The organism is Agathobacter sp. LCP21S3_B2 (genome assembly GCF_052118705.1).
Lineage (GTDB): Bacteria > Bacillota > Clostridia > Lachnospirales > Lachnospiraceae > Roseburia.
Genome location: NZ_JBQKGQ010000015.1, coordinates 15,950 through 29,774 on the forward strand (window position 1 = coordinate 15,950; position 13,825 = coordinate 29,774).

At 43.1% G+C, this 13,825-nt stretch carries 11 protein-coding genes; 1 reads left to right on the top strand and 10 read right to left on the bottom strand.

Annotation, left to right across the window (positions count from 1 at the left end; genetic code table 11):
- Window positions 1–24: 24 nt before the first annotated feature.
- From ACTQ1L_RS11080 to ACTQ1L_RS11120, 9 genes are all read right to left on the bottom strand, one after another.
- Window positions 25–1,002, bottom strand: coding sequence for a glycosyltransferase family 2 protein (locus ACTQ1L_RS11080; RefSeq protein ID WP_441367170.1), 978 nt, complete (start codon window positions 1,000–1,002; stop codon window positions 25–27).
- Entirely contained in the window at window positions 995–1,885 is an 891-nt protein-coding gene (locus tag ACTQ1L_RS11085) for a glycosyltransferase family 2 protein (protein ID WP_441367171.1), read from the bottom strand. The genes ACTQ1L_RS11080 and ACTQ1L_RS11085 overlap by 8 nt, the downstream gene beginning before the upstream one ends.
- A gap of 69 nt (window positions 1,886–1,954) precedes the next feature.
- Window positions 1,955–4,084, bottom strand: a complete 2,130-nt coding sequence (locus ACTQ1L_RS11090) for a sugar transferase (RefSeq protein ID WP_441367172.1) — start codon at window positions 4,082–4,084, stop codon at window positions 1,955–1,957.
- On the bottom strand, window positions 4,081–5,298 hold the full coding sequence (locus ACTQ1L_RS11095; protein WP_441367173.1) for a hypothetical protein: 1,218 nt from the start codon (window positions 5,296–5,298) through the stop codon (window positions 4,081–4,083). The genes ACTQ1L_RS11090 and ACTQ1L_RS11095 overlap by 4 nt, the downstream gene beginning before the upstream one ends.
- 138 nt (window positions 5,299–5,436) lie before the next feature.
- Window positions 5,437–6,045: a dTDP-4-dehydrorhamnose 3,5-epimerase gene (gene rfbC, locus ACTQ1L_RS11100; protein WP_022293018.1), complete on the bottom strand. Its 609-nt coding sequence runs from the start codon at window positions 6,043–6,045 to the stop codon at window positions 5,437–5,439.
- Window positions 6,046–6,061: 16 nt separating this feature from the next.
- Entirely contained in the window at window positions 6,062–7,003 is a 942-nt protein-coding gene (gene rfbD, locus ACTQ1L_RS11105; RefSeq protein ID WP_441367174.1) for a dTDP-4-dehydrorhamnose reductase, read from the bottom strand.
- Between the two features lie 209 nt (window positions 7,004–7,212).
- The gene (gene rfbB, locus ACTQ1L_RS11110; RefSeq protein ID WP_015568288.1) at window positions 7,213–8,232 is read right to left on the bottom strand and encodes a dTDP-glucose 4,6-dehydratase; all 1,020 of its coding nucleotides are present in this window, start codon (window positions 8,230–8,232) and stop codon (window positions 7,213–7,215) included.
- Between the two features lie 100 nt (window positions 8,233–8,332).
- Window positions 8,333–9,229 carry a glucose-1-phosphate thymidylyltransferase RfbA gene (gene rfbA, locus ACTQ1L_RS11115; RefSeq protein WP_321111286.1) on the bottom strand — a complete coding sequence of 299 codons (897 nt, stop codon included), beginning with the start codon at window positions 9,227–9,229 and terminating at the stop codon, window positions 8,333–8,335.
- Between the two features lie 179 nt (window positions 9,230–9,408).
- A complete protein-coding gene (locus ACTQ1L_RS11120) occupies window positions 9,409–10,590 on the bottom strand; it encodes a MerR family transcriptional regulator (protein ID WP_441367175.1) in 1,182 nt (393 codons plus the stop codon).
- Window positions 10,591–10,861: 271 nt separating this feature from the next.
- Here ACTQ1L_RS11120 and glf point away from each other — a divergent pair, with 271 nt between their 5' ends.
- Entirely contained in the window at window positions 10,862–11,977 is a 1,116-nt protein-coding gene (gene glf / locus ACTQ1L_RS11125; protein WP_441367177.1) for a UDP-galactopyranose mutase, read from the top strand.
- A 104-nt stretch (window positions 11,978–12,081) separates the two neighbouring features.
- Here glf and ACTQ1L_RS11130 read toward each other — a convergent pair whose 3' ends face one another.
- Window positions 12,082–13,773, bottom strand: coding sequence for an AAA family ATPase (locus ACTQ1L_RS11130; RefSeq protein ID WP_441367179.1), 1,692 nt, complete (start codon window positions 13,771–13,773; stop codon window positions 12,082–12,084).
- Between the last annotated feature and the right edge of the window lie 52 nt (window positions 13,774–13,825).

Genomic DNA, 13,825 nt, shown 5'->3' on the forward strand with positions numbered 1-13,825 from the left:
CTCTCTACTTATACTTTTGTCAAATCATCCCCACACAGCCTGTCCCAGCCGTCTCATGGTCCCGGTCTTATACATATCATTTTCCTTATAAAACCGTTGTCTCACGCGTCTGGATTCACCTTCCAGTGCCGCATACCTTACCGCCAGGCTGTCATCGGGCAGATTATATGTCTTTGCAAATTCTCTCGCCTGAATCCGTCCCAGCTTCATGCTATCCTGTATCTGTTTTTTCTGCCAGACACGGTGCACAATATATGAGAGCTTGTTTATCCCAAGCGCTCCCAGGCTGTTGTCTCCATGCTGTCTGTACAGTATGGTTGGCTCATCTATGAATGCTGTTTTGCCAAACTGCGCAGCTACAAGTGCTGCCCACCAGTCATGCATTATTGTGTTGTCTATATTTGTGATGTGAAGCATCTTATCTCTTAAAGCTCTGTTCACCATCATTGTACAGCCTGTCACAGAATTCTGCAATATAAACTGATTGATTGTGTGCTTGTGACAGTCAAGACTCTGGTATTCGCTCATCGTGTCCGCTATTGTATTCAGCTCGCTATCAACCACGCGCAACTCCGTGTATACCAGACATGGAATCCCAGTTCTGAGCTCTTTACCATCATTCTTTCCAATTTCTTCCAACGATGCTTTCACTGTTTTCTCAATAGCCAGCATCTTATCATATGTCAGCTCTATCTTCTTTTCCAGCCATACATCGTCCTGATCACAGGTCATATAGTATGGTGCTTCCACCTGACCAAACATATAGAAAAAGTTGTACTTTGCGCCGCCGGTTGATTTACCCTCTATCAGATGTATCTTATCAGGGTATTTTTCCACATAGCTTTCTACAGCAGCTATCGTGTTGTCTGTAGAGCCATCATCGTGTATATATAGTTCCCATTCTCTGCAGGTCTGTGACAGGATAGAGTCTATCTGCTGACATATATATTTTTCTCCATTGTATGTAGCCATGAGTATAGCTATTTTGCCTGTGCTATGCATTCTTCCTCTTCCACTTTCTTCCGGCCCTGTTGCCCAGAAACTTTGCCGCACTGTCAAATATGCAGTGCACTGCTGCCCCTATCTTGAACTGCTTTAAGAGCTGTTTTTCTATGAAAAGCACCATCCTGATGCCCTCACCTGTGGTGCCGTCACACTTTATCTCATCCTTATAGGTCTCCATAAAAACCGCCACATCAAAGTTGCGCTTGTACTGCTGCTTAAATGTATAGTTGTGTGAGTGATACACCTGCGCTGTGGCACAATAGCCTATCTTGTATCCTGCCCTAAGTGCCCTGGCTGCCATCAGCATATCCTCATTTGTGAGCAGTGGGCTTTCAAAGCCGCCTATGTCTTCAAAGAAATCACGTCTGTAGGCTGAGCATACATCTGAGAAGAAATATGCCTTTATTCCAAGTCGTGGTATATCCTCTTTGCTTCGTACAAAGCTTTCTGCCGGATAATTAAACTCCCTGACTAATGCCTCGTCAGGCTTAGCATCCCTTCTTGGAAGCTGTCTCGCTGATATCATAACTACTTCTTCGTTTTCAAAGCCTGCCAGCATATTTTCCACATAGTGTTCATCTGAAGGCAGCGCATCCTGTGACAGAAACATCACTATATCACCCCTTGACATGGCTACAGCATAGTTTCTCGTGCCACCATGATCAAATTCACTTTGCTTGACCTTCAGTGTCCTAAAGCCTGCCTGCTCTGCCATGCGCACTGTGGCATCCTCGGATTCTGAGTCTATCACTATTATCTCATCGGGCGTACGGCTCTGTCTGCCCAGTATATCTATCAGACCGGGCATATACTCTGCAGCGTTGAGTGTAGGTATTATGAGACTTATTTTTATATTAATTAAATCCAGTTTTTTCATCATATTTCTCACATCTGTTATGTTTAATTCACATCTTGCACACCCGGCATTATGTGTTCACATATGTTCTGATTATTGTGCTCCATCCTCCCTGATTACAGAGAAAACGGTTCTGAAAAGTATCTTTATATCCAGCCAAAGTGAGCAGTGCTCCACATAGTACATCTCCATCCTCTGGCGCTCTCCGCTCTCATAGGTGGCGTTATTTCTGGCATATGCCTGCCAATAGCCTGTCAGTCCCGGCTTTACGCTCAGAAGCTTTGCGATGTCCTTACCGTATATCTCGGTTTCCTTCTCCACGATTGGACGCGGTCCCACTATGGAGAGCTCGCCCTTAAGTATATTGATTAGCTGTGGCAGCTCATCAAGGCTGGTCTTTCTCAGAAAGCCTCCTATTTTTGTAATTCGAGGATCATTGTCTATCTTGAATTCCTTTACATACTGCTCCAGCTGTTCAGGTGTCAGTATCTTTTCCAGATCACCTGCGTTCGTCTTCATGCTCCTGAACTTGTATACAGATATTTTCTTTCCCTTATAGCCGACTCTTGTGTGCCCATAGAACACGCTACCGCCATCACTCATTCTGATTATCACAGCGAGAATGATAAATACCGGTGACAGCACTATAAGTCCAAGCAGCGAGGCAGCAATATCCACCAGACGCTTTATAAATCTGTATACCGGCTTTCCGCTGTCTTCAGTGGCCTGATATGCCTGGATGTCATAGCATAAAGGCTCTCTATCCTTCACTAGCTCGCTCAAGCATCTCATCTCATCAACCAGCTGTGCCGGCATGACAAGCTCTCTCTTTGACACAGACCTGCACAGAGGACATACTGCCCTGAAAATAATCCTCAGATCAAGGCCCACCGTCCAATTCAGTATATATTCCTGGTCGTATTCGCTTTGCTCCTCCTCGGTAAGCAGCCTGTGCTCCCTGCTGTATGCCTGCCAGAAGCCTATGATTCCGGGCTTTACAGATAGACTTTTTCTGTGAAATGCAGAGTATTCTATAAACTCCGGCAATGATGGAGCCGGATTTCCCACCATGCTCATATCTCCCCACAGCACATTCCAGGCTGATGGCAGATTTTCAAGCCTTAATGCCCCAAGCATTCTTCCAACCAGTGTAAATCTCGGGTCTTTTCCCTTCTTTCCATCCAGTATCCATTTGTCATATCTATCCCTCGCATCCATATACATGGTGCGGAATTTGTAGTAATAAAATCTTCGTCCGTTTTTGCCGACTCTGACAAGCGATATGAGCACCGGGCCATGGTCCCCTGTGACTATTTTACCTATAAATCCTACAAGCCACACCGGCACTATAAGTATGCTTCCGGCCACACCAAACAGCAGATCTATGAGCTTTTTAATAAGTAGATGCCTTACACGGTATGTCTTATTCTTCCATGTGACCACTGCGTATTTTCCAAGGAAATCCATATAGTGCTCACCGACCTTGGCCTCATACTCGTTGACATTCAGGTGCACTGTCTTGCCCATCTCATTAAGTACTGTAACAAACTCTCTCTGCTTAAACGGATAGTTGTCTGGCAGATGTACAAACACTGAGTCTATCTCCGCTGTTGATATCACCTTAAGCAGGTTATCGGCAGTTGCGACGACCTCTATCTTGTCTACTATCTCACCGACCATATCACAGTCCAGTATTGCAATATTCGATATACGAAAATCCCAGTTTCTTGTGGTCTTTATCTTTTTTATCACTCTCTCCACCTGGTCCGAGGTTGTGACAAGCATGATTTTCTCATTGGCCCCTGAGCGGTGATATTCCTTTGTCACCAGTCTTTTCAGGAGCTGTCTGACTATCACAGTGAATATAGTACTCAGTATGAAGGTCATACCCATCTGCCCTCTTGAGAAATATTCACTTGTTTTTGTGAAATACACACAGCCGACTGTGATTGCCCCCACATATACATACATCTTCAGGACATTATATATTTCAGGAAAGAGCTTTCGGTTTATCAGATTATCATCTGCAAATGCCACGAAATGTACTACCACATATGCCACGAGCTCCACCAGAAATAGTGTAAGATAGTGCTCTGTATGGTTTATAAGTCCCGTTCTAAAAAAACCGAACTTATACCAGTTTGCAATCAGATACGATGTAAACATCACAATTATATCAAGAAGTACCTCAAGGTACTGAATTATCCATTTTTTTGAGTTCATATCTTTCTCCCGGATTTTTCCTTATCAGCAGTATCTATACCGGCAAGCAGTACAAGCAGGAAAGGATCATATGCCACCTCCAGCAGATGATGCTCCATAAAAGAGTGCACGCCAATCATGACTATTACTGCAAAAAGCACATATTGCTTTGCTCCTATTGCCTTGTGACCTATAACTATTAATAATATCAGCACTACAGCAAACACTATTATTCCATACTCAAACAACATTCTAAGATACATATCATCTATAAAAAAATATTTTGCAGGGTCTATACCGGTCGGGTCTGCAATGCCTCCCCAGCCCTGTTCCTCTATAAACTGTCCAAATGGCTTAACGCTATACTCACTCCACACTTTGTGGCTTACCATCAGCCTTTGAGATAGTACAGTATCTATTTTAACCATTATAGCATTGCTCTCACTATAAAAATAGCTCAGTGCAAGAAACAGACTCGCCCACACTATCGGCAGATATTTAAATATCACACACACCCTGCGCGCCAGATTTTTCCTCTCAAGCAGATAAATCAGGCCTGTCAAAACCAGAAATCCTGTCAGGCATACTGTTCCTGTAAATGCTCCTGCTTTTATATATATAAATACAGCTGCTGCTATCACTATAAGCCATCTGAGCCATGCCAGATATCTGTATTTTTCGTTTTCCTGTACTCTCTTCCATATACCAAGGCAGCTCACCGCCAATATCAGATAAAATATATGTGCCGCAAAGTCCGTCGGATATATGATGCCGTATGAATGTCTGGCTGCTGCTGCATTTCTAGGTGAATAGCCTATCACATCCGCTATCACACCTGTCTGACTGGCTATAGCTGCCACTATAAGCATGACCGATACTACCGCCGTATATACCTTTAGTATATTGTCAAACCTCACATTTTTTGCCCCGACAATAAGCAGTACCGGCTGTAGCAGCTCATAATAACCGGTCTGTAAACCTACTATTCCAAATATAAGAATAACTACGGCAATTGCAAGCTGCTCTTTTCTGCTGTAGTATCCAGAAAAAAGAACCTTGGCTCCTGTATACAAAACCATCGCTGCAAGAAAAAGCTTAAAGGTTCCTACCAGCACCTGCTGCGAAAACATGGTAGTCTCGTATACACATTTTGCGAGCACAATGCCATACAATATAAAGTATACTACATCCCATCTGTTATTTTTCTGTGTTGAAATTGATTTATTTTTGTCCATAAAAGATATTTTAACATATTTGTAATATATTTGCCACTTATTATTGTATATCCATATTAAATCTATATTAAATTCCTATACCAAAATAAGCTATGAACAGTATAAACCATCCATAGCTTATTGCAAGTTTTATTTATTCTAGAACTTAAATGTATTCTCCAGTGTCTCCCACTTCTGATCCTTATCACTTAAATTGATTGGTGTGCCATCCTCAAGTGTGTATCCGCTTCCGTCGGCGCTTCCCGGATACTCTCCAACAAGCTGTGGCCACTCAATGCCGATTGCAGGATCATTCCATGCAAGACCGCTCTCGTCTCCAAGGTGCCAGAAATCTGTTACCTTGTAGCAGAACTCTGCTACATCTGAGAGTACTAAAAATCCGTGTGCAAAGCCCTCCGGTATAAGGAATTGCTTCTTGTTCTCTTCTGTGAGCTCTACTCCAAACCACTTGCCGTATGTCTTTGAATCGCTTCTTAAGTCTACAGCCACATCAAATACTGAGCCTTTTACCGCACGCACAAGCTTTGCCTGTGGGTATTCCTTCTGGAAATGGAGTCCGCGGAGCACTCCCTTTGTGGAGCAAGACTGATTATCCTGTACGAATACTCTGTCAATGCCTGCCTCCTGCATGTCCTTTGAATTGTATGTCTCCATAAAGTATCCACGGTTGTCTCCGTGTACTGTAGGCTCGATGATGCAAAGTCCTTCGATTCCACCTACGTTTTTCTGTACTTTAATCTGTCCCATGATTTCTATGTCCTTTCTAAAAGTTAATCTCCTGCAGATATCTGTGCAGCGCATCCTGCCATGTAGGGAGTGGCTTAAATCCATTCTCTACAAGCTTGCTCTTGTCAAGTCTGCTATTAAACGGACGAGCTGCCTTTGACACACCATACTCTGCTGTGGTAACAGGTGCGACTGTGAGTCTGTCCTCAGAATACTCTGTATGTCCAAGCTCCACTGCCTGCTTGAAGATTTCCTTTGTAAAATCATACCAGCTGATATATCCGCCCTCGTTCGTAGCGTGATAGTAACCATATTTATCAGTCTCTATCATATCTACGAGCAATCTTGAAAGATCGAGTGTGTATGTCGGTGTACCAATCTGGTCACTTACTACTGTGAGCTTGTCATGTGTCTTGCCGACATTCAGCATTGTCTTGATGAAGTTCTTGCCATTCACTCCAAATACCCACGCTATACGCACGATAAAGTACTTCTCAAGGGTATTTGCCACTGCAAGCTCTCCGTCGAGCTTTGTCTGTCCGTATACATTGAGCGGTGCATAGTCCTTGCAGTCAGGCTGCCATGGTGTGGTGCCCTGTCCGTCAAATACATAGTCTGTGCTGATATATACCATCTTGGCATCTATCTTCTTGCAGGCATCAGCGATATTCTGAGTGCCGTCTGCATTGATTGCATGCACCTTTGCTTTTTTGTCATCATCCTCTGCCAGATCTACTGCTGTCCATGCTGCACAGTGCACTATCACGTCAGGCTTAAGCTCTGTGATTGTTTTTTCCACTGCATCACGGTCTGTGATGTCAAGTGAGACATATGGCATAGTTGTAACTGCTGTGCCATCATCTGCTCCGCTGTACTGTGGTGCTATATCTGTTCCGATTCCTTCGTAACCACGCGCTGCCAGGTCATTCATTACGTCGTGTCCGAGCTGACCTGCAACTCCTGTAACAAATACTTTCATTTGGGGTCTCCTTTATGCTTAATTATTATCGTGACTAACATCACCATATATGCGCAAAACCACCAGACAAGGTCTGGTGTCGCATTTCATGCTCAATGTTTTGCTTATATACGTTGATGTTATGCTATCGCATACGAAATATTAACATAATGGTCACTGCCTGCAAGCAGTCGTGTCCATTCTGTCAATATTTCTATTCACGATAATAACTATCTATTCGCGTACATCTTCTCGTAATAGTTCTGGTACTCTCCGCTGATGATTGTCTCCCACCACTCACGGTTGTCAAGGTACCACTTGATTGTCTTCTTGATTCCGTCCTCGAACTTGGTCTCAGGAAGCCATCCGAGCTCGTTGTGAATCTTTGTTGGGTCGATTGCGTAACGCATATCATGACCCTTACGGTCTCCTACGAATGTGATAAGGCTCTCAGGCTTGTTGAGCTCCTTGCAGATAATCTTTACGATTTCAAGGTTTGTCTTCTCATTGTGTCCACCTACGTTGTAAACCTCTCCTACACGTCCGTTGTGGATGATAAGGTCGATTGCCTTGCAGTGATCCTCTACATAGAGCCAGTCACGCACGTTCTCGCCTGTTCCGTATACCGGGAGTGGCTTATCATTAAGCGCATTTGCAATCATAAGTGGGATAAGCTTCTCCGGGAAATGGTATGGTCCGTAGTTGTTTGAACAACGGCTGATTGTTACAGGAAGTCCATATGTGCGGTGGTAAGCAAGCACGAGTAAGTCTGCTGCTGCCTTTGATGATGAATATGGGCTTGATGTATGAATTGGTGTATCCTCATGGAAGAAAAGGTCAGGGCGGTCAAGTGGCAGATCTCCGTATACCTCATCTGTTGATACCTGGTGATATCTTTTAATACCATACTTGCGGCATGCGTCCATAAGCACTGATGTTCCGATGATATTTGTATCAAGGAATACCTGTGGGTTTTCGATTGAACGGTCAACGTGTGACTCTGCTGCGAAGTTTACAACCATATCAGGATGCTCTTCCTCAAATAATTTGTATACGGCGTCACGGTCTGTGATGCTCTCCTTTACGAAACGAAAGTTTGGATTGTCCATTACAGGCTCAAGTGTTGAGAGATTTCCTGCATATGTGAGACAGTCTAAGCATACGATACGATAATCCGGATATTTGTTAAGCATGTGAAATACGAAGTTGCTTCCGATAAATCCTGCTCCACCTGTTACGATAATTGTCATTTTGATTTCCTCCTGATTCCCGCTTTTCGCAAGCGAGATTTAAATTATTTCTATTAAATTAATCTACCAGCTAACTAACGCAATATCGATTTTACTATAATTAGTACAGTTGCTCGCGGTATTTTCCATCAAGTACATCCTTTAAGTACTGTCCGTACTGGTTCTTCTTTACGAGCTCATATGTCTTTAATACTTCATCCTTTGTAATCCAGCCGTTTAAGTAAGCGATTTCCTCAAGACATGCTATCTTGCGGTGCTGATGTGTCTCGACTGTCTTGACAAAGTTTGTGGCATCTACAAGACTCTCATGTGTTCCTGTGTCAAGCCATGTAAAGCCCTGTCCTAAAAGCTCTACATTGAGTGCCTTTTTCTCGAGATAGATTCTGTTAAGGTCTGTTATCTCAAGCTCTCCTCTTGCTGATGGCTTAAGGTTCTTTGCGTACTCTACTACATTGTTGTCGTAGAAGTAAAGACCTGTGACACAGTAATTGCTCTTTGGATGCTCCGGCTTTTCCTCGATTGAAATAGCCTTTCCCTCTTTATCGAACTCTACGATACCGAATCTCTCAGGATCATCTACATAGTAGCCGAATACTGTGGCGCCCTTACCGCTCTCTGCGTTTTCAACTGCTGCCCTTAGTCTCTTGTTGAGTCCGTGTCCTGCGAAGATGTTGTCTCCGAGAACCATGGCTACGGTGTCATCACCGATAAATTTCTCACCGATAACGAATGCCTGCGCCAGTCCGTCCGGGCTTGGCTGTACCTCGTAGGTGAGGTTGACACCAAACTGATGTCCGTCTCCTAAGAGCTCCTTGAATCTTGGTGTATCCTGTGGTGTTGAAATGATCAGGATATCTCTGATGCCTGCATTCATAAGCACTGACATTGGATAGTAGATCATTGGCTTGTCATAAATTGGAAGTAACTGCTTTGATGTTACCATTGTGAGTGGGTAAAGACGTGTGCCTGAACCTCCCGCTAATATAATACCTTTCATGTTGTTCTCCTTTAAACTGAAACTACGTGCTGCACTTGATGCTTTCGGTCTGTAGAATCCACTGACCTGATTCATCATTTATCTGCATTATAAAAGGTGCCCCAAGGGCACCTTCAAGTACTTTTTTATATTTTTAGCATTTTTCACAAAATATATGCTTATAATATCCTGTTTTTGAATCATTTTCGTGCAATAAATACACCTGCATCCTTTGTGATATGGAACCCTCCCTCTGTCTTCTTTCTGACAAATGCCGCAAATTCCTTATAGCGGTCCACAATATACCTGTTCTGGTTGCCATGGCACGAGAGCACATACTCTATCACAGGCTCTGCTTTTTCTACCACAAGCTCATCCTTGTATTCATGCCAGCTTACCTCACCAAAGTATTTTCCCAGTATTGCCTCACCATTTTCTTTACCGAATTGCTCATACAGCCTTTCCGCTGACAGCTCTATACGGTCATCAAACTCCTGCACCAGGTCGTTTATTTCCTTCATGTGCCGTGAGCTGTATGTACTGCACACGAACACACCACCAGGCTTTAGCACCCTTAGGATTTCACTGCACACGGCATCCATATTGTCACAATAGAACAGTACATGGTCTGCTATCACGCAGTCATACGATGCATCCGGTTTATACAGCCTGTGGGCATCCATCACCTCATATGTGAAGCGCCTGTCATCTGCGCCTACATTTCTCGTTGCATCCCTTACCATGCCATATGATATGTCGGTCAGGGTTATCTGCATATCTGCCGGTATCCGGTCTATGTTCTGTGTCCATAGAGAGGCATCACCACAGCCCACCTCAAGCACTTTCTCCCCCTTGAAAAAGTCACACTCATCAAACACCCAGCTAAACCAGCTCACCGGATTCATTGAGAAATCCCTGTGAAGTTTAATTCTGGCTGATATATTCGAAGCATCCCTGTACTGCTGCTTTAGCTTTTGCTCCATCTCATTTATATTGACCAGCTCCAGCATATGACTCCAGTCCACGCTTCGCCCCTCGTCTATTACCTCTGAAGCCTCCTGCAGTGCTGATTTCATAAGCTTCATCTGCTCTATCCTCTCCTCCACGAGACCAAGCTGCATGTGAAGCGACTCAGACATGACATTGCTGTCCGTGTTTCTGAGCGTCATCTCCTTGATATCATCCAGGGAAAAGCCCAGATATTTGAGGAACAGTATCTGCTGTAGACGAGCAAAGTCGTCATCATTATAGAATCTGGCTCCGTTTTCGTTTACGTAGGATGGTTTTAAAATATTGTGCTCGTCATAATACCTGACAGTCTTTTTTGTAATATGCGCTTTTTTTGCAAATTCTCCTGAGGAGTAGTAGCCGGGTAGTTTCATATTCTCTAATTGCCTCCTTGATAGCCCATATACTCTATGATATAATCATTGGGTAGTCGAAAAGAGCTCGGGTGTTAATTCTGATTATAGACAACCACAAAAAGAAATAGCACCCCAACCGCCTAAAGTGAGGGTGCTAATCTTTATACTAATCAATCACTGAGGGCAAATCGGAATAACATCCGATTACCTTTGAGTAGATTATACAATAGAGTGGTTGATAAATCAATCACTCTTTTAAAAATCTATCTAAATTAATTTGGAGAATACAATGAAATACGATTATTTAATAGTAGGTTCCGGTCTCTACGGAGCCATCTTCGCCCATGAGGCAAAGGCCAAGGGCAAATCAGTGCTTGTTGTGGACAAGCGTCCTAACATAGCAGGAAATGTATACACCGAGAAGCAGGAGGGCATCAATGTACACATGTACGGAGCCCACATATTCCACACCAATGACAAGAGGGTCTGGAACTACATCACACAGTTTGCTGAGTTCAACCGCTTCACAAACAGCCCTGTGGCAAACTACAAGGGTGAGCTGTACTCAATGCCTTTCAATATGTACACCTTCAACAAGATGTGGGGTGTGGTGACACCTGAGGAGGCTGCTGCAAAGATTGAGGAGCAGAAAAAGGAAATAACCGGTGAGCCAAAAAATCTCGAGGAGCAGGCTATCTCACTCGTTGGCCGTGATATCTATGAGAAGCTCGTAAAGGGCTACACTGAAAAGCAGTGGGGCCGTGATTGTAAGGAGCTTCCGGCTTTCATCATCAAGCGACTTCCTGTTAGACTTACCTTTGACAACAATTACTTCAACGCTCTTTACCAGGGTATTCCAATCGGTGGCTACACCAAGATGGTTGAAAATCTGCTCGACGGCATTGAGGTCAGATTAAATACCGACTATCTTGAGCACAAGGCTGAGCTTGATGCTCTTGCTGACAAGGTGGTATACACAGGTCCGATTGACGCATACTTTGGCTTTAAGCTAGGTACTTTGGAATACCGCTCAGTTCGCTTTGAGAATGAGACCCTCGATATTCCTAACTTCCAGGGCAATGCCGCTGTCAACTATACTGACCGCGAGACTCCATGGACACGTATCATCGAGCACAAGTGGTTCGAGTTCGGCAAGGATGAGGATGGCAATGACCTGCCAAAAACTATCATCAGCCGTGAGTACTCTTCTGAGTGGAAGGCAGGCGATGAGCCTTACTACCCTGTAAACGATGAGAAAAACGGACAGCTCTACGCCAAGTACAAGGAGCTTGCCGATAGGGAGAACGGTGTTATATTCGGTGGTCGTCTCGGCGAGTACAAGTACTATGATATGGATACTACCATTGCTTCTGTACTTGATATGTGTGAGAAGGAGCTTGGCTAATATTTTATTTAAGCAGCCTGTAAAAGGCTTTGCTTATGTTATATCAAAACCGCCCATAGCATATTTGCCACGGGCGGTTTTTAGTTATTAAATATAATTGAAGCTCATTTCCACTCTTCATGCATAGCTACTGTGCATTTCTTCTTATAGCATGCTATTCCGTATTTTAATACATGCTTCACATCATACTGATACAAATAAGATGTATATCTCATTTTATCAATCTGTTTAATTGCCTCTTCCGCCAATTCATCAACATTTCCGTCATCTGCATATTTCACTTCAATAACAATTCCTGTATCGCTGTCATCTATAAGCACCTGAATATCACTAAAGCCATCCCCTGACTCACAGTTAGACCTTACTGACCAGCCCGCCTTGCAGCCCAATATGCCAAGCAGGATTCCATGATAAAAATTCTCCCTGATATTTTTCCGTACAAATGTATCTCTGACGCTTATGGTAGACTCCATAAATTCCGTAAACAGTTTTTCTACCATTTTCGCATCTGCGCCAAGCAATGCAATGCAAAAAGCATTCACCCTCTGTCCATCAGCAGACAGCCTTGCTCTAAAAAGCGTAAGTATATGCTCTATGATAATATTTCTGATTTCTAGATTAGGTACTATCAGATCATACCTTCTGCCATTCGGCTTTCCTCTGTAAGTCAGATAGCCTGTCATAAAAAGTGCACTCCACAGATTTTCTATAGAGTCATACATCTCACTATAGGTAAGCTCCTCGTATATTTCCTTCTGAATGATTTCTCCATTGACCAGCCTCTCAAGTTCACTTTTTGCTGCTTTATTCTGTCCATCTGCAATATCTATAAAGTGTTTTATCACGTCATTACCGCTTGTGTTGAGCCAGTAATTTTTCGGTTCCAGATCAGGATTTGTTATATGACTGTTGCAATAATTAATCACATCCCACGGACAGTATACATCCTCACTTCCAAAACGATATCCATCATACCATGCCTTCACAATATCGTATTTATCATCCTGACCATAATAGTGAAGCAATTGTCTGACTTCGTCATCAGTAAATCCAAAGCTCTCGTCAAATTCCTCATCTGTTATTGAAAATACATTAAAATTATTGAGTCCTGTAAAAATACTTTCCTTCGCCACCCGAAGGCACCCGGTAAGCACCGCAAATTCAAGGCTGTCATTTGTTTTCAAAACGCTTGAGAGCATATTTCTGATTAAATCCACCATCTGCTCATAATATCCATTCTGATTTGCCTTTGCCAGCGGAACATCATACTCATCTATCAGTATAATAACCTTCTTATTAAAATGCTTCTCAAGCAGTGTGGTAACGGTTTTTAATCCATTTACAGCAATCCTTCGGCTCGTTTTATTTTCCAGCAAACCCTTAAAGGTCATTTTCTCGACATCTGTCAATTGACTGCTTTCTAATAAGAACTGATTTTCCAGTGCCACTTCAAATACCATGTCGCACACCATATCAAATGCATCATCAAAGTTTAAAGCCTCAACACTCTTTAATGAGACTGAAATCACCGGATACTGTCCCATATACCTCTCACACAGCGCTTTATTTTTAGAAATATATAATCCATCAAAAAGTGTCTTGTCTGTACCTATCTCAAAGAAGCTCTGCAGCATACTCATATTGAGTGATTTTCCAAATCTTCTCGGTCTGGTAAAAAGATTGGCCACTCCTCCTCGATTAACGAGTGTCTCTATCAATCCGGTCTTATCCACATAATAATAATCCTTTTTTATCATATCAGGAAAATTCTCTATTCCTATTGGAAGCCTCTTCATACTGACCCTCCGATTTTTATTCAATAATCTTGTTTGTATAAAAATATATACC

Excerpts from the sequence above, each read along its gene's own strand:
- ACTQ1L_RS11080 (WP_441367170.1), bottom strand. The coding sequence starts at position 1,002 with ATGCATAGCACAGGCAAAATAGCTATACTCATGGCTACATACAATGGA.
- ACTQ1L_RS11085 (WP_441367171.1), bottom strand. The coding sequence starts at position 1,885 with ATGATGAAAAAACTGGATTTAATTAATATAAAAATAAGTCTCATAATA.
- ACTQ1L_RS11090 (WP_441367172.1), bottom strand. The coding sequence starts at position 4,084 with ATGAACTCAAAAAAATGGATAATTCAGTACCTTGAGGTACTTCTTGAT.
- ACTQ1L_RS11095 (WP_441367173.1), bottom strand. The coding sequence starts at position 5,298 with ATGGACAAAAATAAATCAATTTCAACACAGAAAAATAACAGATGGGAT.
- rfbC (WP_022293018.1), bottom strand. The coding sequence starts at position 6,045 with ATGGGACAGATTAAAGTACAGAAAAACGTAGGTGGAATCGAAGGACTT.
- rfbD (WP_441367174.1), bottom strand. The coding sequence starts at position 7,003 with ATGAAAGTATTTGTTACAGGAGTTGCAGGTCAGCTCGGACACGACGTA.
- rfbB (WP_015568288.1), bottom strand. The coding sequence starts at position 8,232 with ATGACAATTATCGTAACAGGTGGAGCAGGATTTATCGGAAGCAACTTC.
- rfbA (WP_321111286.1), bottom strand. The coding sequence starts at position 9,229 with ATGAAAGGTATTATATTAGCGGGAGGTTCAGGCACACGTCTTTACCCA.
- ACTQ1L_RS11120 (WP_441367175.1), bottom strand. The coding sequence starts at position 10,590 with ATGAAACTACCCGGCTACTACTCCTCAGGAGAATTTGCAAAAAAAGCG.
- glf (WP_441367177.1), top strand. The coding sequence starts at position 10,862 with ATGAAATACGATTATTTAATAGTAGGTTCCGGTCTCTACGGAGCCATC.
- ACTQ1L_RS11130 (WP_441367179.1), bottom strand. The coding sequence starts at position 13,773 with ATGAAGAGGCTTCCAATAGGAATAGAGAATTTTCCTGATATGATAAAA.